Consider the following 26,463-nt stretch of genomic DNA (forward strand, 5'->3'; position numbering starts at 1 on the left):
CGGGTTCGCATGGAGGTTCAATCGTTCAGGCCGCCAACGGCGTAGTAACGGGCAACTGGCGGGGCAACCGGCTGCGGATGTCTTCCAACGCTGTGGGCCAGCTCTCGATGGCCGCCAGATCGTGGATGTCCTGCAGATCGATCAGCAGATCCACCACCTGGTCGTCATCGACATTCACGCCGGAGCAGCGCAGCGCACACGCGAGCGCATCGTCGCTCGGCACACGCAGCAGGCTCACGCCTAGGCGCTCGATCGCGGCGCAGTAGAACGCATCGTCAATAAGGATGCCGACGCCGCACCGGCGGTTGTCGAGCCCGCGATAACGCGGCTCGCCGTCGGCGTCTTCAGAGCGGCATTGCTGTGCGAGCAGGTGTGCGCGCACGCGTTCAAAAATGTCCTCGATGCCGAGGAACGTCCCCTTCCCTTTCATGGTGTCACCTTCTATAGGGTGATCTGTGACCGGCCGGTCGGTCAGAATGTATCGACAAGAGCGCCGCTCAGGCCGAATTGGCGCGCAATCGACTGCAGGCGGTCCTTCCACTCCCACGTGCCGAACACGTCGTGTGCGTTCTGCAGCTTGGAGAGCAGCTCGACGGTGTCGCGGTCGTCCACGTCGATGCGCGCGCGCTTGAGCGCGCGGCGCAACGCCATGACGCCGGCGTCCATGTAACGCGGAATCTCGTTGGTGGGCTTAAGGATGTAGCGCACCGGCACGCTTTCCATCGACGTCGTGTAGTCACGCACGCCGATCAGGTTGCCGATCGGGCAGCAGCGGCCGCCCTGGCCGTGGTACGCCGCACCGCCGCGCGGCAGGATGGCAGCGCCGCCCTGTCCGAACAGATGGCGGACTGCGCCGTCGTAGATTTCTTGTTTGCTGAGATATTGCGTCTTCATGTTGTTTCCCCTGACCCCAGAGTGCAGGCGTCGCCGATTCGATTCACTTCCGACTTCCGGCCTGACGTTGCGTCCGACGTCGCACAATCTGCCATCCGTGCGATCTATCTTGGTTCAGGATGCACCAGAACCATGGGCCGAAAAAGGACCGGAATGTAAGTCATTTTTACCGTTTGCTTTTTGGCAACGGATTGCCCGCAAAGGTGCGCCAGTCAACGCTTTGCGGGTGCTTCATACACCACGCGATCAGGCTGTTTTGACATGCGCTGATGCGCGTTCGCAACAGCATGTGCGTAAGACTGCGCGCACGTGGCGCATGCGTCGTAGGCGCGGTGCTTACATCCCGATGATCTGGTCTGCGTGGCCGAGGCAGAAGCCACGTCGGTCATGGTGCCCACAGGTGGGCATCACCTCGTAGCCGGCAGCGCGCAGCAACACCGCGCGCGCGGCCACCTCCACCGGAGGCAGGGGCTGCCCCGAGTCTTCATCGCGCACCAGCCGGCCGAGTTGGGCAAACGGCTGGCGCAGCAGATGGTCCAGATCCAGCGATCCGCAGTACCGCATCACATCACCTTCTTCAAAATGGCGGCGGCACCGCGGTGCGCCGGTTACATCGATTCGTCTGCCAGCTCAGGACACGCAACGAGCGTCCGGCGCACACGCGCATAGGCGGCACGCTGCGCCCAGATCGCGTCGGTCAGGGCCGCGATGAGCGTGTCGCGAGGGAGGCTTTGCGGTGCCACGCCGAACTGCGCTTCCACGGTACGTAGAGCCTCCGTCACTTCGCTTCGCCATCGGGCGTCGAGTCGCTGGGTCATGTTGTTCTCGTTGGGTCGGTTCTGGCGCGGTGGGCGGCGGGCTTGTGCCCACTCTGGCCGCGCTGGGAAGGGATTGGCGGAATGGGTTCCGCTCTTGTTTGTGAAGAACGGCACACGGGGCCGAAACTTGATTGCTGCGGCGGGGGGTAAACCGGCTCCTCCGTTGCACTTGGCGACACCCGGCGCCTCTCCGCCAAATGGGCTCCCCCATTCGCGCAGCAACTTCGGCGGGTGCCCGTGGCCCAATCGGTTCTGCAACCGCCACCGAGCCACCGATGAAGATGGAGCGTCACGTGTCCCGACTGTCTTTCCTGCGCCGTACCGTACTGACCGTTGCCTGCGCGCTGGCCTTGCCCGCCGTTGCGACGGCCGGCGCCCCAGACCCACGTCAATACATGCATGGCGTTGGCGCGGTGCCTGCCGCAACGGCCAACACCTTCAACGTGTTCTTCAGTGCCTCGGGCCTGCCCCCGCGCGGCGCCGATCGCAGCGGCAGTTGGCCGCACGATGTCTATGTCGCGCAATGGCACGCCGACACGGGCGTGCTCGATGCCCCGCGCATCTTCATCCAGAAGCCCGAAGCGCAGGAGCCCGTGACGGTGGCCCGTAACCGCGCAGGCCAGGTGATGGTGTCATTTGAAGACGGCTGGAATGCGCCGGAAAACGTCAACCAGCGCTTCGGCATCTACGACACGGCGCTGCGGCCCATCAAGCCGTATCCGCAACTGGTGGAATCCGGCGGGCACTCGGGCCATATCACGGCGGTGGGCGACCGCTTCGTTGTGTTCTATTCCGACGGCTGGATCACCGGCGGCGGCGTCGACAATCTCGGCAGTGGCAACGGCGTCTACCTGAAGGTCTACGACGGGCGCGGCCGCCGCCTGCATAACGTCGATGTTGCCGATGGCCGGCGCGAATGGTGGCCCATGGTGGCAGGCGGCAGCACCAATGCGCTGCTGGCCTGGCAGCAGTTCGTGCCGGGCCAGACCGAGGCCAATCTGAAGATCGCCGTCTTTGATCCGGTCAGCGGACGCGTAACGGGCGAGCAGCTTCTGCACAAGCATCTGCAGTACTACACCTACAGCGTCACGTGGATGCCGGCGATCGAGCGGTACTTGCTGGTGGGCGTGGCCAAGGGCAACGGCTTTGCCGATCTGATCGACACGACGGGCAAGGTGCGCGCATCCATTTCGTGCATGCCGGCAACGGTGCGCGAAGCGGGTATCACCGTGAACCAGAACACCGCTTATACGCCCGCCGCTGATGGCCGCCTGCTGCAACTGCAGGCGGGGCCGGATTCGCTCACGCTATCGGCCACGCTGCTGAACACCGACGGCAAGCGCGTGCAATGGCGCCCGGTGGGCAGCACCGGTTTGCTGCGCACGTCGGGCGCAATCGACTGGATGTCGCTGACGGAAAAGGGGCTGGAGCAGTTGCACTTCGACCCCGCCAAGACGCAGCCGGCCAACGCGGTCGACCAGTGCCGCTAGCGCGACAGGCTCAAACGTCCGTAACAAGCACGCGCAGGCGTACGAGACCATCCCACCTGGCGTGGATGGCATCGGCAATGCGGGCGATTTCGGCGGCCAGTGCCGGCGGCAGGACCAGGTCGACCTCCACTGCGCCATCGACGTAGTGGAGCACGCAGTGGCGTGCGTCCAGCGGCGTGCCGGACGGCAGCAGTTGTGCCAGCACGGCGTGCAGCGCATCTCGGTCGGGTAGCGGCACGGGGTCGGTCGCGATGTGCTCGCGCGGGTCGACGTGAATCTGCACGTCGAGCACGGCCGTTGCGATATGTGCCGTCAGTACATTGGTGCGCGCCCGAACCGCAATCGCATGGCCCTCGCTCACGGAGACGCGCGGGTCCACCTCGATATGCGCATCCACCAATGCCTGGTCGCCTGTCACACGCGTACGCAGATCGTGCACATTGATCACGCCCGGCGTGGCTTCCAGGCTGGTCCGGATTGCCTCCACCTGCGCAGGCGGTAAGGCGCGGTCCATCAGGTCGTTGAGCGCCTCCCAACCAAAGCGCACGCCCACACGGCCAATCATCAGCCCGACGATGCAGGCGGCCGCCGGGTCCAGCCAGTGATAGCCCATCAGGTTGCCCGTCACGCCAATCGCCGCCACCAACGACGACACCGCATCGGAACGCGCATGCCACGCATTCGCAATCAGCATGCGTGAGTTGATGCGCTTGGCCACGGCCAGCATGTAACGGAAAAGTCCTTCTTTGGCCGCCAGCGCGATCAGTGCCACGACCAGCGCCGGACCATGCACCGGCGTCGGCCCCTGCGGCGATCGCAGGCTCTCCACCGCAGCCCAGATCATGCCCGTGCCCGCCCCGATCAGCAGCAGCCCGAGCCCCAGCGACGCGGCGTTCTCGTAGCGCGCGTGGCCGTATTGATGGTCTTCGTCTGGCCCCTTGTGGCTGTTGCGGTTGGCAATGAAGACGATGCCATCGGCGATCAAGTCCGACAGCGTATGCAGCCCGTCCGCCACCAGGCCCTGCGAATGCGACCACAGCCCCGCCGTAATCTGCCCTGCCGAGAGCAGGCAATTGACGCCCGCGCTCACCAAGGTGGAGCGCTCGGCGCTCTGCTTGCGTGCGGCCGCAGAAGGTGCTGTCGAGGATGTGGGCGTCATGGGAAATCGGTGCGATCAAGCGTGCGAGGAAATCGCCAGCATTGTGCCACGCACCAGCGCACCACCTGGGTCCGAAATGATGGCCACGATCGCAACGCGCTGCGACAAATTTGCACCAGAAAAGCGCGGATTGGGGCGTATTTATAGGACGTTTCCGATGTTCCACCCTGGAGGCTTCGGCGATTCTCAGCAATGCGGCAAACACGTTGCCGCACGTTACACGCTCGGAGACACGTCGACATGCATCCCACCATCCAAATCGTCATTGCAGATGATCACCCTGGCGTGGTGGCAGCCGTGCGGCGCCTCGTATCGGGGGTCGACGGCTTCGAGGTGGTGGGCGAGGCCAGCAACGCCGATGAGCTGCTCGCCGTGCTCGGCCGCGTGCGTTGCGACCTTGTCATCACCGACTACGCCATGCCTGGCAGCCGCTATGGCGACGGCATCCTCCTGCTCGAATTCCTCGTGCGCCGCCACCCCGACCTGCGCGTGATGGTGCTCACCATGCTTGAGACCCGCGCGCTGATGAGCAACATCCTGCGCGCTGGCGTCAAGGTCATCGTCAGCAAATCCGACGAGCCGCATCACATCCTCGAAGGCATGCATGCGGCGGCGGACGGCCGCATCTATCTCTCGCCAATGCTCAATGCCAAGCTGCTCTGCCGCAACGGCGAACCGCAGCCCGCCCACGACGACCCGGTCGCCAAGCTCGGCAAGCGGGAGTTGGAAGTGCTGCGCATGTACGTGACCGGCAAGACGGTCAGCGAGATTGCCGTGCAGCTCAACCGCAGCGTCAAGACCATCAGCTCGCAAAAGCAGACGGCCATGCGCAAGCTCGAGCTTGGCACCGAGGCGGCGCTGTTCGACTTTGCCGTGCGGCACGGACTGCTTGGCAGTGGTGAGGCCTGACACGATGGCCCGCGTCACGCGTGCGGCGTCTGCTCGCCTGCGCATCGGTATCGGTGCAGGGTTGCTCGCCTGCGCCGTCGCACTGGGCTGGGCGGGTGGCACGCGCGATGCCGACGCGGAAGACGCGGCGCAGGCCGTCCAACGCCTCACGCAGTTTCCGTCCAAGGTGACCGTGGGCGTCATCAGCGATGCCATGGCGCCGCTGGAAGGCGTCGAAGCCGACCGGCTCAGTGGCTTCTCCGGCGATCTGCTGATGCATCTGATTCCGCAGGATCAGGTACGCGTCATCCCGCACGTCTTCGCACGGCGTGACGACCTGCTCAAGGCGGCGTGCCGGGGCGACGTCGACATCATCATGAGCGTGGCACCCCGCTCGCAATACGATCACTGCCTCATCTATTCCGCGCCGTATCTGGAACGCCCCACCGCGGTGGTCGCGCGCAACGACAACACGCAAGTCGCGCAGAACCCATTTGCCCCCGGCATGCGCATCGCCGTCGAGCAAGGCTCCTCGCTCGAAGAAGAGTTGGCTGGGCAATACCCGAGCATCCGCCTGATCAGCACGCCCACGGCGGCCGACGCCCTCGACGCCGTGCTGCATGACGCGGCAGACGCTTACGTGGGCGTGACCTATCCGACGCGGGAGTTGATGTCGCAGCCGCGCTACCGGCGGCTTTCGATCGTGCAGCTTGTAAACCAGCAGGTGGACGCGCTGCACTTTGCCGCGCCGCGCGGGCAGGCAATGCTGATCCGCTATCTGGACCGCCATCTTGCCCAGTTGCCCGACGCGACGATGAGCGAGCTGCGCGCGCGGTGGATCACGCAAGGTGGCGGGTCCTCCGTGGGACTGCAGTTGTCGGACGACGAGCGGGCCATGCTGGCATCGCTGCCGCCGCTGCGCTACGCCGCTGATCCTGACTACATGCCGTACACCTTCAACGGCACGGGCGGCGCGATCCTCGGCATCTTTCCCGAATACCAGAACTTTCTCTCGCGTACGCTCGGGTTGCGTTTCGAGCGGGTGGCCGTGCGTGACTGGGCGGAGGCGATCGAGAAGGCGCGCAGCGGGGAGGTCGACATCCTGCTCGGCATGTCCGACCAGGATTCCCGACCGCCGGGCTTTACGTTCACGCAGCCGATCGATGCGACGCCGATGGTGATCGTCGGGCGCAGCGACGCGCTCACGGTGGCCGCGCTGCCCGAACTTTCCGGCAAGACCGTCGCTCTGCCGGCGAGCGACACGCTGACCACATTGCTGCATCAAAACGTACCGAAGATCCGCATTCTTCCGGCGCGCTCGGTCAACGAGGCGTTGTCCATGACAGCGACCGGAGAGGCCGATTTCACCATCGTCAACCTGCCGGTGGCTGACGCGCTGATCCGCCATCACTTTCCAGGCGAGCTGAAGGTTACGGGTTCGGCAAACACGGTCGAGAGCATCGGCGTGGCCGTGTCGGCGCGATACGCTGCGCTGGTGCCGCTCATCAACCGCGCGCTCTTCGCCATGCCTGAAGGCGAGCAGGTAAGCATCCGCAACAAGTGGCTGTCGGTCAGCTACCAGTTGGGTCCATCCGCTTCAGCCGTGCTCGGCAGGTTCGGCCCGGCGGCAGCGCTGGTGCTGGCGGCGCTGGTGGCGCTGTTCATCAAGCAGATGCAACTGCGCCGCGAAAACCATCAGCGCCGCCGTGCCGAAGAAACCCTGGCCCGCCAGCTGAGCTTCCAGCGCGCGCTGATGGAAGCCGTGCCGTTTCCGCTCGTCGCCAATGACGCCGCACACCGTTACGTTGCCGTGAATGCGGCGTTCTGCAACATGTTCGGCCGCACACGCGCGGCGCTGCTCGGGCATACGCCGCAGGAGCTGGGGCTGTATTCGGTCGGCGACGCGGTGCCGCTGTCCGATATCGACAGACGCGCGGCGCAGGCCGGTGAAAGCACGCGCGAAGAGCTCATCATCGAGACGCCGGACGGGCAATCGCGCAACGTGCTGTACTGGATCGAGCCGTTCCATCTGCCGGATGGTCAACCTGCTGGCACCGTCGCCTCGCTGGTCGATATCAGCGAGATCCGCGAAACGCAGGCGCGGGCCGAACGCCTTGAGCAGCGCCTGCGCGAGGTCACCGAATCGCTGCCGGCGCTGGTCTACCAGTTTGAGCTGCCGCCCGGCCAAGCACAGGGGCGCATCACTTACGTGGCGGGCAAGGCGCACGAAACGCTTGGCGTTGAGCCCCAGGATTTGCTGGGCTACCTGTCCACGCCCGAACTGCTCATTTACCAGGACGACCGGGAACGGATTCTTGAGAGCGTGCTGACCTCCGCGCAAGAGCTGACGCCGTTCGACCAGCGCTTCCGCCATGTCAGCCCGGACGGTTCGGTGCGCTGGCTGCACGCGCGCTCGATCCCGCACCGCGAGGCCGACGGCCGCACGGTCTGGAACGGCTACCTGAGCGATGTGACCACGGAGCGCGAGCAGGCCGACGCGCTGGAAGCCGCCAAGAACGCAGCGGAATCGGCGTTGCACGCGAAAGACCGCTTCCTGGCCATGATGAGCCACGAAATCCGCACGCCCATGAACGGCGTGCTTGGGCTGGTCGAATTGCTGCAGCAGACGAAGCTCGAAGGCGAGCAGAAGCAGATGGTCTCGCTGGTGCAGGATTCGGGGCGCGCCCTGCTGCACATCCTCGATGACATCCTCGACTACGCAAAGGTCGAGGCCGGCCGGCTGGATATCTCGCCCTCGCCGACAGACTTGCGCGAGGTCTTTGACGGCACGGTCGGGCTGCTGGCAAGCCGCGCCCACGAGAAGGCGCTCGCCGTGCACGTGGATGTGGCCGCCAACGTGCCGGCCAGCGTCTCGGTCGACAGCATTCGTCTACGGCAAATCCTGTTCAACCTGCTTTCCAACGCCATCAAGTTCACCGACACCGGCAGCGTGCGGCTTTCGGCAGAATGCACGCGCCTGACGGACGACACGGCGCACCTCGCCATCTGCGTCTCCGATACGGGCATCGGCATCTCACCGGAGGTTCAGGCCACGCTGTTCGCGCCGTTCGTGCAAGCCGAGCGCTCGACCACACGCCGCTACGGCGGCACCGGCCTGGGCCTGGCGATTTCTCGCCAGCTTGCCGGCCTGATGGGCGGCAAGCTCGTCATGGAAAGCGTTCCCGGGCACGGCACGGCAGTCACGCTGCACTTGGCCGTGCCGATGCTCAAGGCGCGGTATGCGTTGCCGCAACTGGCGGGCTGCAGCGTTGCCATTGTTGTGGACGACCCGGCCGTGCGGCACAGCCTCACGCAGTTCGCGATCGCGGCCGGACTGCAAGCGGGCCCCGCCGCTAACGCCGACATCCTCTTCACCTCCACCGCACAGGCAGAGGCGCACGCCATCCGCATCACCCCGGAAGCGTGCTATTCCGGACCCGGCAACACGCTGAGCATCAATCCGCTGAACTGGCACGCATTTGTACAGGCGTGCGAGCGCGCGCTTCCCCAATCCGACCATGTGCCGATCGCCACCGCGGCGGTGCACGCACAGCCCGCCGTCGCCCCCTGTGACGCGCCGGGTGCGCACATCCTCGTGGCGGAAGACCACCCGATCAACCGCGAACTGATCGCCAAGCAACTCCGCCTGCTGGGTTATCGGGTCACGCTGGCCGAAGATGGCGTGGTCGCGCTCGAGCGCCTGCACGAACACCGGTTTGACGCATTGCTCACGGACTGCCACATGCCGCGCATGGACGGCTTCGACCTGGCGCGGCACATCCGCCACGAAGAGCGCGCCGGCGGCCCTCGCCTGCCCATCATCGCCATCACGGCAACAACGCTTGCCGAGGAGCACGCGCGATGCCGTGCCGTGGGAATGGACGCAAGCCTGCTGAAGCCGACCACGCTTGTCACGCTGCAGGAAGCGCTGGCTGCGCTGTGGAGCCACGAAGCCGCAAGCGCAGATGCGCCCCCGGAGGCGCCATTCGCCCTGTCGCTCGACGATCTGCACGCCGCACTGGGGGCCGACCCCGCCGCAGCCGGGTTGGCACAGGTCTTCCTGTCGTCGCTGGCTGAGGATGCGCAGCGGCTCCAGCCGCTGCTGGACGCAATGGACCGCGCAGCGCTGCGCCAGTGGGCCCATCGCACCGGAGGCGCGCTGGCGCTGCTGCACAACCCGAACGTCGACGCCGTGTTGGAAGCCTTCCGCCATGCCGTGCATGACGGTAGCGAGCGTGACATCCGCGTCTCCGGGCGCCATGCCACGCGGCTTCTTGCGCACATCAACGCGTTGTTGAGTGCCTTCGCACCGGCGGCCGCTGACGTTGTGCACCGCACGCAAGTGACGGATTCATAAGGGAAAACCGTTTCAAGCGATCGATGCCTCGCTTTTAGACGTGCCATTCCAATCGCCCGATTGACTCGGTTCTGGCGGCCTCCTACGATGACATCGACCAATGTCACATTAAGAGGCGCCCAAGTGGTGCCCACGGAGACACCACGTGAACGCACGGACCGATTTTCCGCGCCCCGACACTTTTGCGCCGACCCCGCGCAGCCCTGACGCCCCCGCCCTGATCGATGCTGCAATCATCGGGACGGGTTTTGCTGGCCTGGGCATGGCGATCCAGCTCAAGCAAAACGGCATCGACAACTTCCTCGTCTTCGAAAAAGCGGGGTCTGTGGGCGGCACGTGGCGCGACAATCATTACCCCGGCTGCGCGTGCGATGTGCAATCACATTTGTATTCGTTTTCGTTCGCGCCCAATCCGGACTGGTCGCGCATGTATTCGCCGCAGCCGGAAATTCGCGCGTATCTGGAGCGCTGCACCGATGAATTTGGCGTGCGCCCGCACGTGCGCTTCCATCACGAACTGACGCGCGCCACGTTTGACGAAGCCGCCGGCGTGTGGAATCTGGAAATGGCCGACGGCCGCCGCTACCGCGCCCGCACGCTTATCTCCGGCATGGGCGGCCTGAGCCGTCCGGCGTGGCCGAACATTCCCGGCATCGAAACTTTCCAGGGCAAGGCTTTCCACTCGCAATTGTGGGAGCACGATTACGATCTGCGCGGCAAGCGCGTGGCCGTGATCGGCACGGGCGCCTCGGCTATTCAGTTCGTGCCGCAGATCGCGCCGAAGGTTGGCCGCCTCGACCTGTATCAGCGCACGCCGCCGTGGATCCTGCCCAAACCCGACCGCAAGGTGTCGCGCGCGGAGCATTGGCTGTTCCGCCATCTGCCGTTCACGCAAAAGCTGATGCGCACGGGCATCTATTGGATGCTGGAGTCGCGCGTGCTCGGCTTCGTGATTCATCCGAAGCTGATGAAGGCGGTGGAGCGCATGGCGCGCGGCCATATCAAGCGCCGCATTGCCGATCCCGTGCTGCGCGAGAAGGTCACGCCGAACTACACCATCGGCTGCAAACGCATCCTGATCTCGAACGACTATTACCCGGCGCTCACGCGCGAGAACGTCGACGTGATCACTTCCGGCATCGCGCGCGTCGAATCCAACGCCATCGTCACCACCGACGGCACGCGGCGCGAGGTCGATTGCCTGATCTTCGGCACGGGCTTTCATGCAACGGACCCGTTCCCGCGTGGGGTGCTGGTCGGCAGCCAAGGCGTGGACATTGTCGATGCGTGGGACAAGCACGGCGCAGAGGCCTACCTGGGCACCACGGTGTCGGGTTTTCCGAATTTCTTCATGGTGGTGGGCCCGAACACGGGGCTCGGCCACTCGTCGATGGTGTTCATGATCGAGTCGCAGGTGGCGTACATCGTTGACGCGCTCAAGTCGATGCGTGCGCACAACGTGGCGGCCATCGACGTACGTCCCGACGTGCAGCGCCGCTTCAACGACGGCATCCAGAAGCGGCTGTCGAATGCGATCTGGTCGGCCGGCGGCTGCGTGAGCTGGTACCTCGATCCGAAGACGGGCAAGAACACGACGCTGTGGCCGGGTTTCACCTGGCAATTCCGCCGCGCCACGGCGCATTTCCGGCTGGCGGATTACCGCACGCGCCCGATGGCCGTACCGAAGGGCGTGCCCCTGCGCGTGCCTGCCCGCACGGTGCCCGCCGCTCGGAACACCCCTAACGAAGAAGTGCTCGACCGCGTCTGACGCGCGCCAGCCCCAAGGAGACCACGCCATGAAGTCATTCAACAACCAGGTTGCCGCCATCACGGGCGCCGCGTCGGGCATGGGCCGCTCGCTGGCGCTGCAGCTGGCACGCGAAGGCTGCCATCTCGCGCTGGCCGATCGCAATGAAGCGGCGCTCGCGCAGACGCTGCAACTGGTGCGTGCGCATGAAGGCGACCGCATCCGCGTGACCACGCATGCGGTTGACGTGGCCGACCGCGCCGCCGTGTATCGCTGGGCCGAAGAAGCGGCCGCCGCGCACGGCAAGGTCAACCTGATCTTCAACAACGCGGGCGTGGCGCTGTCCAGCACGATCGAAGGCATGGAAGACGACGAGCTGGCCTGGATCATGAACATCAACTTCTGGGGCGTCGTGCACGGTACCAAGGCGTTCCTGCCGCTGCTCAAAGCAACGGGCAACGGCCACATCATCAATACGTCGAGCATCTTCGGCATCTTCGCGCAGCCGGGCATGGGCGCCTACAACGCCAGCAAGTACGCCGTGCGCGGCTACACAGAAGCGCTGCGCCAGGAACTGGATCTGATGAACTGCGGCGTGTCGGCCACGTGCGTCCACCCGGGCGGCATCAAGACCAACATTGCCAAGTCGAGCCGCGTCTCGCCGAGCATGAACGGCTTCCTGGTGCGCGACGAGCAGCAGGGCAAGGCGGAGTTCGAGAAGTTCTTCATCACCTCGGCAGACAAGGCCGCGCAGGTGATCCTGGATGGCGTGCGCAAGAACAAGCGCCGCGTGCTGATCGGCCCCGACGCCCACGCCGCAGATGTGATGGCCCGCGTGCTGCCCGCGGCGTACCAGGCGCTGGTCGTGCGCGAAGCCCGCCGCACGCGCAAGAAAGCCCTGCGCGACGATACGTCGCCGGCCACCGTACGCGCCAAATAAGGGGCCGCCGATGAACACGGCCACCACCAGCGAACTGTTCGCCAGCCCCCCGCGCGCGAACCTGCTCAACGTCGCCCGCGCGATGCTGCGCCCCGGCCGCATCGGCCTGCGCAGCATCGGGCGCAACGTGCTGATCGCGCGTTACGCCAAGCCGCAATCGCGCTATCTGCCGCTGATGGGCACGCGCGTGCATTACACCGATGAAGGCGCCGCCAACTCGGAAGGCACCTTGCTGCTGATCCACGGCTTTGGCGCATCGCTGCATACGTGGGACGGCGTGCTGCCGCAGCTCACGCGGCGCTATCGCGTGATCCGGCTCGACCTGCCGCCGTTCGGCATCACCGGCCCGCTGCGCGATGCACAAGGCCACCCGCGCACGATGGAGCTGCCGCTGTACCGCGACTTCATCGACGCGTTTGTCGATACGTTGGGCTTGTCGAAACTCACGCTGATCGGCAACTCGCTGGGCGGCATGGTGTCGTGGGACTTTGCCGTGCGACACCCGGGCCGCGTCGAGAAGCTCGTGCTGATCGATTCGGCAGGCTTTCCGATGAAGCTGCCGATCTACATCGATCTGTTCAATCACCTGGGCGTGCGGCTGACGTCGCCGTGGATGCTGCCCGAGGGGATCATCCGCGCCGCAACGCGCGATGTGTATGGCGACCCGTCGCGCGTGTCCGAACCCACGCTGCGTCGCTACGCCGATTTCTTCTATGCCGACGGTGCACGACAGGCCATCGGCAAGATGGTGCCGAAGTTCCGCTTTGACGATGTCGATACCAGCGGGCTGGCCTCGATCCGAGTGCCCACGCTCATCCTCTGGGGCCAGCGCGACCGGTGGATCCCGCCCGCGCATGCCGGTGAATTTGCCCGCCGCATTCCTGGCGCCACGCTGCGCATGTATCCGGCACTCGGCCATATCCCGATGGAGGAAGACCCCGTGCGTGTTGGGACCGACCTCTGTGCATTCCTCGATCAAGGGCGCGCGTCGACGCGCCTTTCAGAAACCACATTCCAGGAGAACCGCCCATGATGCCAGTCCGCCGCGACGTGCATCCTCACCTGCCTGCTGATCGCATCAGCAACTGGCACGAGCGAGGCACGCACGTCACCCACTTCCTGAACGCGCTGTCGATCTTCTTCCCGACCGGCGAGCGCTTCTTCATGGACAGCGTGCGCAACTACCGCCATCTGGTGACCGACCCCGAACTCAAGCAGGCCGTGGCCGGTTTCATTGGCCAGGAAGCCATGCACACGCGCGAGCACGTGCTGTACAACGACCTGCTCGACCGCGCCGGCCTGCCCGCCACACGCATCGACCGCTTTGTCGGCAAGTTCCTGAACGTGCTGCGTAAGTGGACGCCGAAGTCGCACCAGTTGGCCGTGACCGTGGCGCTGGAACACTACACCGCCATGCTGGCCGGCCAGGTGCTTTCACATGAAGATGGCCTGGGCCGCAACTCGGAGCCCGGCTACCGCCAGGTCTGGCTGTGGCACGCGATGGAAGAGACCGAGCACAAGGCCGTCAGCTACGACGTGTGGAACCTCGCCATCAAGCCGGGCCTGCGCCGCTACATCCTGCGCACGTCGACGATGCTGCTGACCACGCTGATGTTCTGGTCGATGGTGTTTTACGTGCACTTGCGGCTGATCTTTGCCGATCGCACCTGCAAGAACAAGTTCTTCGGTCTGGGCAAGGCGTTCCACTTCCTGTGGATCCACCCGGCACCGCTGCGCAAGATCATTCCGGAGTTCTTCGACTTTTTCCGGCCCTCATTCCACCCGTGGGATGAAGACAACCGTGATGCACTTGCACGCCTGCCCAAGCTGATTTCGGAAATCGAAGCCTATGCCGCTGCAAACGGCGAAGCGCCGTCGCCGTCGATCCGCCGCAAGCTCTCGACGGCAGGTGCAGCCGGGTCTTGAGCAGGCATTCAAAACGCCTGCAGCACCCGTCGTATCGGGATCAAACTAGAAATAGATAAGGCGCGCCCCACGCATGGGCGCGCCGGAGACACTAGCCTTTGTCCGGCCCGGGTGTGCTGCCCGGCGGTTCATGCATGTGCTCGATGACCTGCGCCACGCGGTCGCCCAGGTATTTGTTGGCGGCCGTCTCAAGCGCGCGCATCAGCTCGGCTTCAACCGCCACCAGCGCCAGCGGACGGATGCGCCAGATCACGTCGACCAGACGCGGCACGTCTTCGACCGGCGGCAGATCGCTGCCGTATTTGTCGAGTTCGCGCACGACCATGGAGACAAGATCGTCGGCCACCGCCTGCGTATGCGGCCGGGCACGCTCGATGATGTCGAGCACTTCGACCAGCGGGAAACCGGCCTTTGCCATCTGCGCGCCGGCCAGCAGTGCTTTCGGGCTGCGCGCCAGATAGCCGAGGCCATCGGGTTCAAGCAGGCCAAGCGAAATGGCCCGCGCCAGCGCCTGACGCGACATGGCACGGCCAAACAGCTTGGCCAGCGCCAGAAGCGAGTAGTGCTTGGGCGACTCATCCGACCACGGGCTGGCGATGGCGGATTCGAGCCCGAGAATGGAGCGCAGGTCATGGCCCTCGACGATGGCCTTGAGCAGCTCCTGGATGTTGGAGAGCGTATAGCCGCGCCCGAGCAGGTGATTGATGAGCTTGAGCCGCCCCAGATGCGCCTGCGTGTAGATACCCACGCGACCACGCCGCTCGGGCGGATCGATCAAGCCACGATCCTGATACGAGCGGACGTTGCGGACAGTGGTTTCAGCCGCGCGCGCCAGCTCATCGATGGTGAACTCGCGGGCAGGCGGAATGGCGGGCGGACCGGCATCGCCGGTTGGTTTGCGGGCAGGCATGCAAAAAATTCTACACGAGCGCGGCGACAGACCGCGTCGGTTGCCGGAACGTTTCCGGTGCGTTTCTCACGACGAGGAGACCGTCGATGTGGGACTTGACCTTGCGTCACCGTAATAGCGCGCTCCGGGCTGCGGGCGCGGTGGTTGCGGCGTTGCTGCTGCAAAGCTGCGCCACCGCCGGCGACGGACACGGCGCCATCGAAGCTGAAAAAGCCAAACAGCTTGAAGACGCCCGGGCCCAGGCGCGCGCGCCGTTCCAGTCGGGCAACCTCGCCACGCGCGAGGTGCGGCCCGCCACGCTGCGCGATTCCGGCCAGCCCGATGCGATCTCGTATCTGCGTCATGTCGATTTCCGCTTCGATGGTGGCGTGGGCTTTCTGGTCGACCAGCTCGCGCTGCGCATGGTGCCGCGTGCGCCAGGTGATCCGGTGTGGCTCGACGATGTGTCGTCGTACACGCTGCAGCCCGTGAATGGTTCAGTGCGCGTCACGGCAGAGAGCATGGCCGCGCTGTTCAACACCGTGGTCTTTGCGCGGGGGCCGGGCGATGACCCTCCGCTGCGTAACTTCAGCTTCTCGCTCGACGACGGCACGCTCGACATGCGCGCCGAGATGCGCCGTCGCGGCGCGTGGGTGCCGATCGAACTGCGCGGCCCGCTGGTCCTGCGCGACCCGCAAACCATCGTGTTCCGCCCCAACGTGGTCAAGGTGCGGGGCCAGGATGCCAGCGCGCTGATGGGCGCCGCGCATATCGAACTGGCCGATCTGTTGCCGGTGTCGACGCCTGCCGTGCAGCTGGCGGGCAGCGAGATCGTCATGCAGGTGCCCAAGCTGTTTCCGCCGCCCGCGCTGGATTTGAAGCTCTCCGCCATTCGCGTCACGCGCGAGGGGCTGCTCATGCAGATCGGCGATGGGACCCCGCAGATGCCGCCGCTGGCCAACGCCGCCGATGCGCAGCGCCCGTACATCCTCTTTCGCGGCGGTGACATCCGGTTCATGCGCTCGATGCCGATGAATGCGCGCATCGATATTGTCGTGGCCGATCCGGCCAAGCCGTTTGTGTTCAACCTGTACCGCTATCGCGATCAGCTTGTGGCTGGGTCGCTGCGCTTCTCGGCCGATGGCGGCATTCGCGTGCTGATGCCGTCGTTCGACGCGCTCAGCGCCGCCAGAGCCGCCAAGGCACCTGCCGTCGCCAAAGCGGGCAAGCCCGCCCTGCAACTCGCCAAGAGGACCGCGCCATGATCGCCCCCGCCTTCGCTCTCGCCGCCCTGATGTTGCGCTTGGTGTTGGTGACGCTCGGCTTGACCGGGCTTCTTGCCAGCGCCGTCGCCCGCGCTGCCGAGCCACCCATGGCCAGCGCACAGCGCAAGGAGTTGACAACCGTGCGCCAGCAATGGGTGCAGCGCTGCGATCCGTCCTCCGGTGCGCCTAACGCCAGCGGCCCCGCCGTTGCGCGCGACTCGGGCACGGCACCGCCCGTCGTGCAGATGCGTGATGTGGATTTCCGCATCACCGGCGACATCGGCTTCCGCGTGCACCAACTCACCGCGCAGCTCGTACCGCACAAGCCGGGTCAGCCCGTCGACATGGACGACCCGAGCCAGTTCGACATCCGCATCCTCGGCGGCGAAGTAACCGTGCCCAAGGATTCGCTCGACGCGCTGTTCAACCGGTATCTGCTCGACTATTCGCCGCGCTCGCTCAATGCGCTGTCGCTCACGCCAGGCGACGGCGTGCTCGACGTGTCGGGCGGGCTCAAGCTGCGCAATCATTTTCCCGGCGTGTGGCTGCCGTTCGGCATGCGCGGCACATTGGCGCTCAAGGAATCGCGCTACCTCGTCTATACGCCCACCGAGGCACGCGTGATGGGCATCCAGACGCTGGCGCTGCTCAAGGGGATGGGGCTGGAGTTGTCGCAGCTTGCGCCGCTCAATCGCGACGGCGCCAAGCTGGACGGTAATGACATGGTGCTGGACCAATACACTGTGTTTCCACCGCCGCGGCTGATCGGTCAGATGAAAACGGCGCGTGTCACGCCTGACGGGCTGGTGCTCGGCTTCGGCCCTGCGCCGGCCCTGTGCGCGTCTGCGCCCACCGACGCGGCCGGCCGCATCTGGATCCAGTCAGGTGACCTGAAGATGTACAACGTGCTGGTGACCAACAGCCGCGTGCTGGTTACCGATACATCAACGCACGGGCCGCTGCGCTTCGACCTGTATCACTACCGCGAGGCCGCTGCGCGCGGCACCACGCGCATGGATGCGGACGGTACGCTGCGCGTCGACCTCGCGCCGGCAGCGGCCGTCCAGTAACGCCGTCGTCAGCGCGCTATTTTTGGCAAACGGCGTGCAGGATCGCCTCGCCCTCTGAGCGCGGCACGACGGCTTCCCAGCGGGGGCCGTCGATGTTTTTGGTGAGCACCGTGGCGTGCTGGCCGTCCTGGATCAGCGCGCTGACCGGCAGGATGCGCCCTTCCTTGCAGTCGTAGACGGACGTGCGTGTGTCGTACTGATACGCCCTGCCGTCGGATAGCTTGCGCGGCGCGTCATAGGCGTCGCGCGTCGTGGCACGCACGGTGCCATCCTTGTTGTGCTCGATGGAGTCCTTGTCCAGATAGAGCGAGCCGCCGTTGTCGGCCAACGGGGCCAGCTTGACCCAGTTGTCGGCCGCCATGGCGGTCGAGCTACCGATTGCCAACGCGGCAGCCACCCAGTAGATCAGCGTCGTTCGTTCCGTTCGCATTGCAACCTCCGTTTGCCTCATTGCACAGACGTACGCGGGGTGAAGCAGCAGGGCTGCCTCGTTCTCCGCACATTCGAATTAGGCGTAGCAAACGGCATGCCCCGCGTCTGCCACTGCCGCGGCAGGCAAACAAAAAAGCCCGCACGGGGCGGGCTTCTTCGGGAATGCGGGACCGCTTACTTGGCAGCGGCGGCCATGTAGTCGACGGCGGCTTTCACGTCGTCATCGGAGCCGGCATAAGTGCCCTTGGGCGGCATCGCGGCCTTGCCGTGCAGCGCGGAGTCATACAACTTGGCCTTGCCTTGGGCAATGCGCGGCGCCCAGGCGGCCTTGTCGCCAAACTTGGGCGCGCCAGCCACTCCGGCGGCGTGGCACATCTGGCAAGTCGACTCGTAAACCTTCTTGCCAACTTCACCCGCCGAGGCTTGCGGTGCGGCAGCTGCAGCCGGCGCGGCCGGTGCTGCAGCGGGTGCCGGCGCAGCAGCGGCCGGAGCGGGGGCGGCCGCCGGAGCCGATGCTTCCGATGCTGATGCTGCAGCCGGGGCTGCACCCGCGCCCGCCGGTGCAGGCGGTTCCTGCAGCTTGCCGCCAGCGGAGTTGGCCATGTAGACGATGGCGCGTTCGATTTCGTAGTCGCTCACGTCATCCGGCGACGTGCCGCCGCGCGCGGGCATACCGCCCTTGCCGGCCAGCGCCACCTTCGTCAGGCCATCCAGGCCCTGCGGCAGGCGCGGACCCCAGCTTGCCGCGTCGCCGAACTTGGGCGCACCAGCCACGCCTGCTGCGTGACAAGTCGCGCAGACTTCCTTGTAGAGCTGCTCGCCCGTCTTGAAAACGTGCGGTGCGTTCGGGTCTTTCAGTTCGAGTTGCGCAACGGGCTTGATGCGATCGTTGACCGCCTCTTCCGACATGCCTGAACCGCCGGCACCCTCTCTGGCACCCAGGCCGACGTAATTGGCCAGCAGGATGATGATGAGAATCGGAACGACAAAGGCGGCGATCACCGCGATGATCAGCTGCTTGGGGGTCTTGATCAGAGGCTCGTGTTCGTCGTGTTGCGCGTCGCTCATGCTCAACTCTCAGGATGGTGAAACCGCTCTTGGAGCCCTCAGAGCGCCGCCGGCAAGGTCACGAGCATCGCCGGCAGGCGTGGGGGCCGCATTGGATCGCGATGAGGGCAGGAAGACCATGGCGATTCAATCGCCGCGTCGGCCCAGACAGACCTGTCCCCGTCTTTCTTCTGGCAAATAACGCGCGATTATATCCGTAATGCTTTGGCCTTTGACACGCGGGACAGCCCTAGGCGCCGCTTTTCGACCTGCGTCAAAAACCCAACGAAACGTTGCAGCAGCAGGCCTCGTACCCAGGGGTTCCCGGGCGCGCGATGGACGCTTGCGCCCAAATGCGCTATCCTGCGGGGCTTCTCTTTCGGTGCGTTCTGTGCCGATATGCGCCCGTAGCTCAATGGATAGAGTACTGCCCTCCGAAGGCAGGGGTTGCTGGTTCGATCCCAGCCGGGCGCGCCAAAAAATCAAAGATTTACGCTACTTGTACGGTTTTCCGACGCCAGAACCGCGCTTCTGCCGCAACGTGCAGGCCTGCCTATTCCCGAACCTTATTCAGCTTCCCAGCCTTTTTCGATTCATCGATCGCGCTGCGGGCACGCTTAGAAAATAGTCACCTCATCAGGAGTTAAGCCGTGAGCCGTTACTGGAGCGATATCGTTCAGCAACTTGTGCCCTACGTCCCGGGCGAGCAGCCAGCCATCGCGCGGCCCATCAAGCTGAACACCAACGAAAACCCGTACCCGCCGTCGCCGCGCGTGGTGGCCGCAGTCTCTGCGGAGCTGGGGGAGAAGGGCGAGAACCTGCGCCGCTACCCCGATCCGCTGTCGCGCCGGCTGCGCGAGACGGTGGCCGCGCAGGTCGGCCTCAAGCCTGAGCAAGTCTTTGCGGGCAACGGGTCGGACGAAGTCTTGGCGCATGTCTTCCAGGCGCTGCTCAAACACGACAAGCATCTGCGCTTCCCGGACATTTCGTACAGTTTCTACCCGACCTACGCGCGGCTTTACGGCGTGCAGTGCGAAGTGGTGCCGCTGGCGGACGACTTCTCCATCCGCGCCGATGACTATCTTGGCGACGCAGGCGGCGTGCTGTTCCCGAATCCGAACGCGCCGACCGGCCACGCGTTGCCGCTGACGGAGATCGAACGGATCGTCGCCGCGAACCCGTCGTCGGTCGTCGTGGTGGATGAGGCCTATGTAGATTTCGGCGCGGAGTCTGCCATTGCGCTGATCGATCGCTATCCGAATCTGCTGGTTGTCCACACCACGTCGAAGTCGCGCTCGCTGGCCGGCATGCGCGTGGGCTTTGCGTTCGGGCATACGGCGCTCATCGAAGCGCTCAATCGCGTGAAGGACAGCTTCAACTCGTATCCGCTGGATCGCCTTGCGCAGGCGGCTGCCCAAGCGGCTTACGAAGATGATGCGTACTTCCGCACCACGTGTGCACGCGTGATGGCAAGCCGCGCGCGGCTGACGCAATCGCTGCGGTCGCTGGGGTTCGAGGTCGTGCCGTCGATGGCGAACTTTGTGTTCGCGCGGCATCCAGCCCACGACGCGGCAACGCTGGCAGCACGGCTGAAAGAGCAAGCCATCTTCGTGCGCCATTTCAAGCTTCCGCGCATCGACCAGCATCTACGCATCACGGTCGGCACCGATGATGAATGCGACGCATTCTTAAAGGCGCTACAAAGTCTGCTGGCGTAAGCACCCACGCGTCTGCGGCAAATTGCCACCGGTGTTGACCAGCCATTTGGGCGACTGCGATTGCGCGGACGGCGGCATTCCTCGACCACTCGGTGCATCCCCAGCATTGCGTGGTGTGGATCAAAGGCCACGAAAGCAACCGATTGCTGCACTCAGGTATGCGGAACATTGACCGTACGCAGATGCTGCCGGCCGATTGCTGTGCCAGAATGCACGAGCGGGTAAATGGCGCGCCGACGCCGTCCGCTGTCCCCTAGGGTGAGCCTGAGCATTGCACGGGCGGCACGGGACGCCACACAACACACTCCCACAAAAGGAATCAGCATGTCCAATCGTCGTCAATTCCTGAAGAGCATTCCCATCGTGGCCGCCGCAGGCGCCGTCATGTCGATGTCGGACCTGGCACTGGCTGCACCGATGGTGGCGGAAACCGACCCGCAAGCCAAGGCGCTGGGCTACGTGGCTGACAGCGCCAAGGCCGACAAAACCAAGTTCCCGAAGCACACGCCGGATCAGCATTGCGGCAACTGCGCCCTGTACCAGGGCGGTACGGCTGCGCAAGGCGGTTGCCCGCTGTTCGCCGGCAAGGACGTCGCCAACAAGGGCTGGTGCAGCGCCTGGGCAAAGAAGGCTTGAGCGAAGCGGTATCGCGCGCAAGCAAAACGGACCCTTCGGGGTCCGTTTTTTTATGGGCGCGCCCTCTACAATGCGTGCCATGCCGTTCACATTCACACCCACCGTCCTCGTCATCGACGACGAACCGCACATCCGACGCTTTGTCCGCGCTGCGCTGGAGGAGGAAGGCTGCGAAGTCCATGAAGCCGACCGCGTCGAGCGCGGCCTGATCGAAGCGGGCACGCGTCAGCCGGATGCGGTGATCCTCGATCTCGGCCTGCCCGATGGCGATGGCATGCAGTTGATTCGCGAGTTGCGCACCTGGACGGAAGTGCCGGTGCTCGTGCTTTCGGCTCGGGTGGATGAGCGCGACAAGATCGACGCGCTCGATGCCGGCGCAGACGATTACCTGACGAAGCCGTTTGGCGTGGGCGAGCTGATTGCGCGCCTGCGCGTACTGCTGCGGCGCCACGCCAAGCGTGGCGAAGACGGCGGCAGCATCATCCGCTTCGGCGAGGTGGAAGTCGACTTGGCGCGCCGCTTGGTCAGCCGCAATGGCCAAGCCGTGCATCTCACACCCATCGAATACCGGCTGCTGGCTGTGCTGCTTGGCCGCCGCGGCACCGTGATGACGCATCGCGAGCTGCTACGCGAAGTCTGGGGCCCGGCGCATTCCGACAGCAGCCACTATCTGCGCATCTACATGGGCCACCTGCGCCACAAGTTGGAACGCGATCCGGCGCGGCCCGAGCACCTGCTGACCGAAGTCGGCGTCGGGTACCGCTTCACGGCGTAAGCCGGTTCACTGTTCCTTGATGCCTGCGGCGCGGACGATGCGGCCGTTGCTGTCGTATTCCGCGCGGATGGCAGCGGCAAACTGTTCGGCGGTGCCGCCGGCCGGCACCACGGCTGCCTGCGTGAGGCGATCGCGCAGATCGGGCGCAGCCAGCGCTTTGTTGATCTCTGCGTTCAGTCGGGCAATCACGGGCGCAGGCGTCTTGGCCGGCGCGAACACACCAAAGGTCGACGCCATGTTGGCCTTGGCGTAACCCAGTTCGGTGAAGGTCGGCACGTTCGGCAGCGTATCGAGCCGGTGCGGCGCGCCCACCGCAAGCGGGCGCAGCTTGCCACTCGCGATGTGTTGCATCAGCGTGGGGCCAACGTTGGTCGACATGACCTCCACCTGGCCGCCCAGCGCATCCGTCAATTGCTGGCCACCGCCTTTGTACGGGATGAGCGTGACGTCCACATGCGCCTGCGACTTGATCTGCTCCAGCGCAAGATGCCCCACGGTACCCAGGCCAGATGTCGACCAGCGGATCGAGCCCGGCTTGGTGCGCGACTGGCTCAGCATGTCGGCAAAACTCTTGCCTGTGAACGCCGGCGTGCCCAGCAGGATCATCGGGGCGTACATGACATTGGCCACGGGCGCGATGTCTTTCTGCGGGTCATACGGCAGCTTGCTGAAATGCGGATTGAGCGTGAGCGGGCTGACCGACGAAAAGCCCAGCGTGTAGCCATCTGGCGCCGCCTTGGCCACGGCGTCCATGCCGATGCTGCCGCCGGCACCGGCGCGGTTTTCCACGACCACCGGCTGCCCCAATTGCGCCGACAGCTTTTCGCCCAGCGCACGCGCCACGTTGTCGGAAATGCCACCGGTCGGGTACGCGACGATGATGCGGATCGGCTTGGCCGGATAGTCCTGCGCTTGCGCAGGTACGGCAGCAAGCAGCGGCAGGCCGGCGCACAGCAGCACGGCAGAGGCAATCAGACGGCGGCGGGCAGTACGTGCGGAAGTCATGGCGTAATGTCAGAAGAACGAAACAGGAACCAGCATTGTAGGCGGATGCCCAGGCAGCCTTGTCCGACGACGTACAAAAACTGCAGGCAAAAGAAAAGGCGCCCGAAGGCGCCTTTTCCGTTCCCAATCGAGTGACAGCGTCGATTAGAAGATGTGGCGGATACCCACGCCAACGCTGGTCTGGTTCGACTTGCCGGTGCCGGTTGCGTTGCCGCCACCCGACAGTTCCGGCAGAGCCGCGTCCTTGACCTTGTTGTAGTCGACCGTGCCATACACTTGCGTGCGCTTGGACAGGGCGTACTCAGCCAGCAGAACGCCGGTGTAGCGCTTGCCGTCGTTGCCGGCGGTCAGAGCAGCGTTCTTGATGCTGTCGTAGTAGAACGCGCCCGTCAGAGCCAGCGCCGGGGTGACGTTGTACGTCACGCCCAGGATGCCGACGTGGTCACGACGCTTCGTGGCGCCCGGGGTCAGGCCAGCGCCCGAGGTGGCGTTGCCGTAGATGTTCAGGCCGAAAGCGCTGCCGCCGACGCAGTTTGCCGAGCTGTTCACGCAACCCGTGGCGTCGCTGCTGTCGATGTAGCCTGCGAACAGCTTGGCTGCAGCGATCGTGTAGTTACCGCCGATACCCCACACGGTTTGCTTGTTGCCAGCAACGTCCTTGTGCTGTTGTGCGAAGGCGCCGATGTAGGCCGGGCCGAATTCGTAGGCCACCGTGCCGCCAACGTACGAGTTCTGGCTTGCAGCGCCAGCCACTTCGCCAAAGCCGTAGGCCAGGCCGACCGACAGGCCGTTCCACTTGCCTTCGTACTTCAGCATGTTGGATTCACGCAGACCGGTCAGGCCGTAGTACATCCACGAGTTGCCGTCGTAGTTACCCACGCCCAGCGGGTCGAAGTTGCCGCCGGTCGTGAAGCCGAAGTTGTATTGACGGCCCAGCGTGATGGTGCCCAGGTCCTTGTTGGACAGGCCCACGAACGATTGACGGTTGAACAGCGTACCCGAGCTGCTCATCTTGCCCGAATCCGAGTTGAAGCCGCTTTCCAGCACGAACAGTGCCTTGTTGCCGCCGCCCAGGTCTTCCGAGCCCTTCAGGCCCCAGCGGCTGTTCGACACAGCACCGCTTTCCATCTGGGTCACGCTGTTGCCAGCTTGGTTGGCGTTGTTGATGTAGTGAATGCTGGTATCGACAATACCGTACAGCGTCACGCTCGATTGGGCGTAGGCAGAACCTGCGAACAGGGCGCCAACTGCAACCAGAATGGCAGACTTTTTCATGTGGGCTCGTAATAAAAGAGTTGTCTCAAACCGCCCGACCCCGTGTGCATGAGGTTGGGCTCCTCCGTTTCCTTAACTTCCGTGTCGGAAGTGCCGCGCAAATTTAACAAAAGCCCATATGCCCGGCAAAGTAATTCACGGAATCGTTCTACCAAGTGTGGTACGCGCGCATCGCTCTTAATGCACTGCACCAAATCGGCCTACGGCAAGGCTTGCCAGCGCATCGCGCCCTGCTGTGGTGCACCAAGGCGGACCGCCGGCTTTGAACCGCTCTCTTGATTAGACAAAAAGGTTGGGGGATTGCCGGGGGCGTTACGCCATTGGCGCGATATTCAGCGCGGTTCACGCTGACTTGCATCATTTCGGCGCCGACAACAAACCGTTCGTCGCACCACCGTGGATACGGCATGCCCCCTGACCTAGGCTGTACACCGTGGCAGGACATCAAATGACCACAAACAAAGCCGAAAATCAGTTGAAGAAGGAGTTCGCCATGCGACTCAAGCAAATGGGGTTGGCCGCCATGTTGGCGGTCGGAGCCCTCGCGGCTGGCAGCGCTTGGGCACAAGCCAGCCGCGTGGAAGTGTTCGGCCAGAATGCGCGGGCCGAACGGTTTGACGTCTATAGCGACGGTGCTCGCACCGGACGCTTCGACACGTATACAGAAGGCGCACGCAGCGGCCGCTTCGATCCGTATTCGGACGGCATGCGCAGCGACCCGGCCGGCCGCTCCCGCGACGGCGGCGGTACGGTCTACGGATACCCGGTTCCGAATTGATGCGCTGATCGGCATTCACCGCGTTCGTCGCGCATTGATCAATTACGGGCCGGTCTCCAGGCATCCTCCGTTTTCCGCCTCTTGGCCCACTCTGGCCCCGCTGGTGATGCGCCAGCGGGGCTTTTTCATGCGCGCTCAGATGAGCTTGTCGAGCGTGATCGGCAGTTCGCGCACGCGCCGGCCGGTGGCGTGATAGACCGCGTTGGCGATGGCCGCCGGCACGCCCGTGATGCCGATCTCGCCAATGCCCTTGGCGCCCAGCGGGTTGATGTGCGGGTCCGCCTCGTCGAGCACGAGGATGTCGATGTCGGGCACATCGGCGTTGACTGGCACGTGGTACTCCGCCAGGTTGTTGTTGACAATGCGGCCGTAGCGCGGGTCGAACAGGCTCTCTTCGAACAGCGCCATGCCCATGCCCCAGACGATGCCGCCCATGAGCTGGCTGCGACCGGTCTTGGCGTTGAGCAACCGCCCCACGCCGTAGCTCCCCACGATGCGCGAGACCCGGATCACCCCCAGATCCGCATCAACGTGCACCTCGGCAAACACCGCGCCGAACGAGTGCATTGAGTACTTCTGCTTTTCTTCGCCCGGCGCCACCTTGGCGGTCACCTCGATGGGGCGGCCGTAGCGCGCGACCACGGCGGCCACGGGCTCACGCGCACCGCCGCGGGCACTCAAAAAGCCGTCGGCCACGGTGATGTCGCTTGCGGCCACGCCATGCAGCGGCGAGCTGGCATCGGCAATGGCTGCGGCAATCAACGCATCGCGAGCCTGCGCGCCGGCGGCCTGCACGGCGGGCGATACGCTGGCCACGCTCTGCGAGCCGCCCGACACCGGCGCCTCGGGCATGCGCGTATCGCCCAGGCCAAAATGCACGCGGTCGACGGGCATGCCCATGGCATCCGCCGCCACCTGCGTCATCACCGTGTAGGTGCCGGTGCCGAGATCCTGCGAGCCGGATTCGACCTGCGCCGTGCCGTCGGGCAGGTAGCGCGCGGTGGCGCCGGCCGCGCTGCGGTTGGCAGGGTACGTGGCCGTGGCCATGCCCCAACCGATGCGTGTGTTGCCCTCGCGCATGCTGCCCGGCTGCGGGTTGCGGCGCGCCCAGCCGAAGCGCTCGGCACCAGCGCGGTAGCACGCGGCCAGCGATTTGCTCGACCACGGGATGCGTTTTTCCGGGTCTTGCGCGGCGTCGTTGCGCAGACGCAGCTCCACCGGATCGATGCCGAGCGCGTAGGCCATCTCATCCAGCGCCACTTCCAGTGCGAACGTGCCAGTGGCTTCGCCCGGCGCGGGGCCGGAACACAGCGCGGGCCCCGGCAAAGGGCCGCGGCCCAGCGGGGGGCGCGGG

24 protein-coding genes and 1 tRNA gene are annotated in these 26,463 nt (G+C 65.1%); 14 read left to right on the top strand and 11 right to left on the bottom strand.

Translation table 11 applies throughout. The features are described 5' to 3' along the window. Positions 1-25: 25 nt before the first annotated feature. The 4 genes from NKG59_RS23735 to NKG59_RS23750 all read right to left on the bottom strand — a co-directional run bounded on the left by NKG59_RS23735 (position 26) and on the right by NKG59_RS23750 (position 1,712). Entirely contained in the window at positions 26-430 is a 405-nt protein-coding gene (locus NKG59_RS23735; RefSeq protein ID WP_253542094.1) for a hypothetical protein, read from the bottom strand. A gap of 41 nt (positions 431-471) precedes the next feature. Next, the gene (locus NKG59_RS23740) at positions 472-894 is read right to left on the bottom strand and encodes a hypothetical protein (protein ID WP_045206594.1); all 423 of its coding nucleotides are present in this window, start codon (positions 892-894) and stop codon (positions 472-474) included. Positions 895-1,230: 336 nt separating this feature from the next. Then, on the bottom strand, positions 1,231-1,458 hold the full coding sequence (locus tag NKG59_RS23745; protein WP_024977450.1) for a hypothetical protein: 228 nt from the start codon (positions 1,456-1,458) through the stop codon (positions 1,231-1,233). A gap of 44 nt (positions 1,459-1,502) precedes the next feature. Next, a complete protein-coding gene (locus NKG59_RS23750; RefSeq protein WP_253542096.1) occupies positions 1,503-1,712 on the bottom strand; it encodes a hypothetical protein in 210 nt (69 codons plus the stop codon). Positions 1,713-1,987: 275 nt separating this feature from the next. On the opposite strand from NKG59_RS23750, the gene NKG59_RS23755 reads away from it, so the two are divergent. Next, positions 1,988-3,202 carry a hypothetical protein gene (locus NKG59_RS23755; RefSeq protein WP_045206595.1) on the top strand — a complete coding sequence of 405 codons (1,215 nt, stop codon included), beginning with the start codon at positions 1,988-1,990 and terminating at the stop codon, positions 3,200-3,202. 10 nt (positions 3,203-3,212) lie between these two features. Here NKG59_RS23755 and NKG59_RS23760 read toward each other — a convergent pair whose 3' ends face one another. Beyond that, on the bottom strand, positions 3,213-4,361 hold the full coding sequence (locus NKG59_RS23760; protein WP_253542097.1) for a cation diffusion facilitator family transporter: 1,149 nt from the start codon (positions 4,359-4,361) through the stop codon (positions 3,213-3,215). 240 nt (positions 4,362-4,601) lie between these two features. Here NKG59_RS23760 and NKG59_RS23765 point away from each other — a divergent pair, with 240 nt between their 5' ends. From NKG59_RS23765 to NKG59_RS23790, 6 genes are all read left to right on the top strand, one after another. Next, positions 4,602-5,270 (top strand): response regulator, encoded by a 669-nt coding sequence (locus NKG59_RS23765; protein WP_045206599.1) that lies wholly within the window; start codon positions 4,602-4,604, stop codon positions 5,268-5,270. A gap of 4 nt (positions 5,271-5,274) precedes the next feature. Further along, a complete protein-coding gene (locus NKG59_RS23770; protein WP_253542100.1) occupies positions 5,275-9,606 on the top strand; it encodes an ATP-binding protein in 4,332 nt (1,443 codons plus the stop codon). A 145-nt stretch (positions 9,607-9,751) separates the two neighbouring features. Next, the gene (locus NKG59_RS23775) at positions 9,752-11,374 is read left to right on the top strand and encodes a flavin-containing monooxygenase (RefSeq protein WP_253542103.1); all 1,623 of its coding nucleotides are present in this window, start codon (positions 9,752-9,754) and stop codon (positions 11,372-11,374) included. Positions 11,375-11,402: 28 nt separating this feature from the next. After that, entirely contained in the window at positions 11,403-12,293 is an 891-nt protein-coding gene (locus NKG59_RS23780) for an SDR family NAD(P)-dependent oxidoreductase (protein ID WP_045206606.1), read from the top strand. Positions 12,294-12,303: 10 nt separating this feature from the next. Continuing rightward, positions 12,304-13,326: an alpha/beta fold hydrolase gene (locus NKG59_RS23785; RefSeq protein ID WP_253542106.1), complete on the top strand. Its 1,023-nt coding sequence runs from the start codon at positions 12,304-12,306 to the stop codon at positions 13,324-13,326. Beyond that, positions 13,323-14,219 (top strand): metal-dependent hydrolase, encoded by an 897-nt coding sequence (locus NKG59_RS23790; protein WP_253542109.1) that lies wholly within the window; start codon positions 13,323-13,325, stop codon positions 14,217-14,219. The genes NKG59_RS23785 and NKG59_RS23790 overlap by 4 nt, the downstream gene beginning before the upstream one ends. 91 nt (positions 14,220-14,310) lie before the next feature. Here the strand turns inward: NKG59_RS23790 and NKG59_RS23795 are convergent, their stop codons facing one another. After that, on the bottom strand, positions 14,311-15,129 hold the full coding sequence (locus NKG59_RS23795) for a MerR family transcriptional regulator (RefSeq protein ID WP_253542110.1): 819 nt from the start codon (positions 15,127-15,129) through the stop codon (positions 14,311-14,313). Positions 15,130-15,215: 86 nt separating this feature from the next. Here NKG59_RS23795 and NKG59_RS23800 point away from each other — a divergent pair, with 86 nt between their 5' ends. Both NKG59_RS23800 and NKG59_RS23805 read left to right on the top strand, forming a co-directional pair. Continuing rightward, complete coding sequence (locus tag NKG59_RS23800) at positions 15,216-16,373, top strand: hypothetical protein (RefSeq protein WP_253542113.1); 1,158 nt, start codon at positions 15,216-15,218, stop codon at positions 16,371-16,373. After that, positions 16,370-17,443, top strand: coding sequence for a DUF2993 domain-containing protein (locus NKG59_RS23805; protein WP_253542116.1), 1,074 nt, complete (start codon positions 16,370-16,372; stop codon positions 17,441-17,443). Before NKG59_RS23800 ends, NKG59_RS23805 begins: the two co-directional genes overlap by 4 nt. A 16-nt stretch (positions 17,444-17,459) precedes the next feature. On the opposite strand, the gene NKG59_RS23810 is transcribed toward NKG59_RS23805, so the two are convergent. Beyond that, the gene (locus NKG59_RS23810) at positions 17,460-17,873 is read right to left on the bottom strand and encodes a surface-adhesin E family protein (protein ID WP_253542118.1); all 414 of its coding nucleotides are present in this window, start codon (positions 17,871-17,873) and stop codon (positions 17,460-17,462) included. Positions 17,874-18,049: 176 nt separating this feature from the next. Further along, complete coding sequence (locus NKG59_RS23815) at positions 18,050-18,943, bottom strand: c-type cytochrome (RefSeq protein WP_045206621.1); 894 nt, start codon at positions 18,941-18,943, stop codon at positions 18,050-18,052. A 380-nt stretch (positions 18,944-19,323) separates the two neighbouring features. Between NKG59_RS23815 and NKG59_RS23820 the strand changes: the two genes are divergently transcribed. The 4 genes from NKG59_RS23820 to kdpE all read left to right on the top strand — a co-directional run bounded on the left by NKG59_RS23820 (position 19,324) and on the right by kdpE (position 22,051). Further along, positions 19,324-19,399 (top strand) — tRNA-Arg (locus tag NKG59_RS23820). 173 nt (positions 19,400-19,572) lie between these two features. Next, positions 19,573-20,640 (top strand): histidinol-phosphate transaminase, encoded by a 1,068-nt coding sequence (hisC, locus tag NKG59_RS23825; RefSeq protein WP_253542120.1) that lies wholly within the window; start codon positions 19,573-19,575, stop codon positions 20,638-20,640. A 324-nt stretch (positions 20,641-20,964) separates the two neighbouring features. Beyond that, the gene (locus NKG59_RS23830) at positions 20,965-21,276 is read left to right on the top strand and encodes a high-potential iron-sulfur protein (RefSeq protein WP_253542123.1); all 312 of its coding nucleotides are present in this window, start codon (positions 20,965-20,967) and stop codon (positions 21,274-21,276) included. A gap of 70 nt (positions 21,277-21,346) precedes the next feature. After that, positions 21,347-22,051: a two-component system response regulator KdpE gene (gene kdpE / locus NKG59_RS23835; RefSeq protein WP_253542126.1), complete on the top strand. Its 705-nt coding sequence runs from the start codon at positions 21,347-21,349 to the stop codon at positions 22,049-22,051. 6 nt (positions 22,052-22,057) lie between these two features. On the opposite strand, the gene NKG59_RS23840 is transcribed toward kdpE, so the two are convergent. Both NKG59_RS23840 and NKG59_RS23845 read right to left on the bottom strand, forming a co-directional pair. Then, a complete protein-coding gene (locus tag NKG59_RS23840) occupies positions 22,058-23,056 on the bottom strand; it encodes a Bug family tripartite tricarboxylate transporter substrate binding protein (protein WP_253542129.1) in 999 nt (332 codons plus the stop codon). 144 nt (positions 23,057-23,200) lie between these two features. Next, positions 23,201-24,331, bottom strand: coding sequence for a porin (locus tag NKG59_RS23845; RefSeq protein ID WP_253542132.1), 1,131 nt, complete (start codon positions 24,329-24,331; stop codon positions 23,201-23,203). 493 nt (positions 24,332-24,824) lie between these two features. Between NKG59_RS23845 and NKG59_RS23850 the strand changes: the two genes are divergently transcribed. Then, positions 24,825-25,109 (top strand): hypothetical protein, encoded by a 285-nt coding sequence (locus tag NKG59_RS23850; RefSeq protein ID WP_024977383.1) that lies wholly within the window; start codon positions 24,825-24,827, stop codon positions 25,107-25,109. A gap of 135 nt (positions 25,110-25,244) precedes the next feature. On the opposite strand, the gene NKG59_RS23855 is transcribed toward NKG59_RS23850, so the two are convergent. Further along, positions 25,245-26,463, bottom strand: a 1,219-nt coding sequence (locus NKG59_RS23855; protein ID WP_253542137.1) for a xanthine dehydrogenase family protein molybdopterin-binding subunit, incomplete at its 5' end; no start/stop codon positions are given.

The sequence above is a fragment of the Ralstonia chuxiongensis genome, assembly GCF_024158925.1.
Taxonomy (GTDB): Bacteria; Pseudomonadota; Gammaproteobacteria; order Burkholderiales; family Burkholderiaceae; genus Ralstonia; species Ralstonia chuxiongensis.

Coding starts and splice junctions, on each gene's coding strand:
- NKG59_RS23815 (WP_045206621.1), bottom strand. CDS start 18,943: ATGAGCGACGCGCAACACGACGAACACGAGCCTCTGATCAAGACCCCC.
- NKG59_RS23810 (WP_253542118.1), bottom strand. CDS start 17,873: ATGCGAACGGAACGAACGACGCTGATCTACTGGGTGGCTGCCGCGTTG.
- NKG59_RS23805 (WP_253542116.1), top strand. CDS start 16,370: ATGATCGCCCCCGCCTTCGCTCTCGCCGCCCTGATGTTGCGCTTGGTG.
- NKG59_RS23790 (WP_253542109.1), top strand. CDS start 13,323: ATGATGCCAGTCCGCCGCGACGTGCATCCTCACCTGCCTGCTGATCGC.
- NKG59_RS23735 (WP_253542094.1), bottom strand. CDS start 430: ATGAAAGGGAAGGGGACGTTCCTCGGCATCGAGGACATTTTTGAACGC.
- NKG59_RS23745 (WP_024977450.1), bottom strand. CDS start 1,458: ATGCGGTACTGCGGATCGCTGGATCTGGACCATCTGCTGCGCCAGCCG.
- NKG59_RS23850 (WP_024977383.1), top strand. CDS start 24,825: ATGCGACTCAAGCAAATGGGGTTGGCCGCCATGTTGGCGGTCGGAGCC.
- NKG59_RS23840 (WP_253542129.1), bottom strand. CDS start 23,056: ATGACTTCCGCACGTACTGCCCGCCGCCGTCTGATTGCCTCTGCCGTG.
- NKG59_RS23755 (WP_045206595.1), top strand. CDS start 1,988: ATGAAGATGGAGCGTCACGTGTCCCGACTGTCTTTCCTGCGCCGTACC.
- NKG59_RS23750 (WP_253542096.1), bottom strand. CDS start 1,712: ATGACCCAGCGACTCGACGCCCGATGGCGAAGCGAAGTGACGGAGGCT.
- kdpE (WP_253542126.1), top strand. CDS start 21,347: ATGCGTGCCATGCCGTTCACATTCACACCCACCGTCCTCGTCATCGAC.
- NKG59_RS23780 (WP_045206606.1), top strand. CDS start 11,403: ATGAAGTCATTCAACAACCAGGTTGCCGCCATCACGGGCGCCGCGTCG.
- NKG59_RS23845 (WP_253542132.1), bottom strand. CDS start 24,331: ATGAAAAAGTCTGCCATTCTGGTTGCAGTTGGCGCCCTGTTCGCAGGT.
- NKG59_RS23760 (WP_253542097.1), bottom strand. CDS start 4,361: ATGACGCCCACATCCTCGACAGCACCTTCTGCGGCCGCACGCAAGCAG.
- NKG59_RS23830 (WP_253542123.1), top strand. CDS start 20,965: ATGTCCAATCGTCGTCAATTCCTGAAGAGCATTCCCATCGTGGCCGCC.
- NKG59_RS23740 (WP_045206594.1), bottom strand. CDS start 894: ATGAAGACGCAATATCTCAGCAAACAAGAAATCTACGACGGCGCAGTC.
- NKG59_RS23795 (WP_253542110.1), bottom strand. CDS start 15,129: ATGCCTGCCCGCAAACCAACCGGCGATGCCGGTCCGCCCGCCATTCCG.
- NKG59_RS23770 (WP_253542100.1), top strand. CDS start 5,275: ATGGCCCGCGTCACGCGTGCGGCGTCTGCTCGCCTGCGCATCGGTATC.
- NKG59_RS23800 (WP_253542113.1), top strand. CDS start 15,216: ATGTGGGACTTGACCTTGCGTCACCGTAATAGCGCGCTCCGGGCTGCG.
- NKG59_RS23765 (WP_045206599.1), top strand. CDS start 4,602: ATGCATCCCACCATCCAAATCGTCATTGCAGATGATCACCCTGGCGTG.
- NKG59_RS23785 (WP_253542106.1), top strand. CDS start 12,304: ATGAACACGGCCACCACCAGCGAACTGTTCGCCAGCCCCCCGCGCGCG.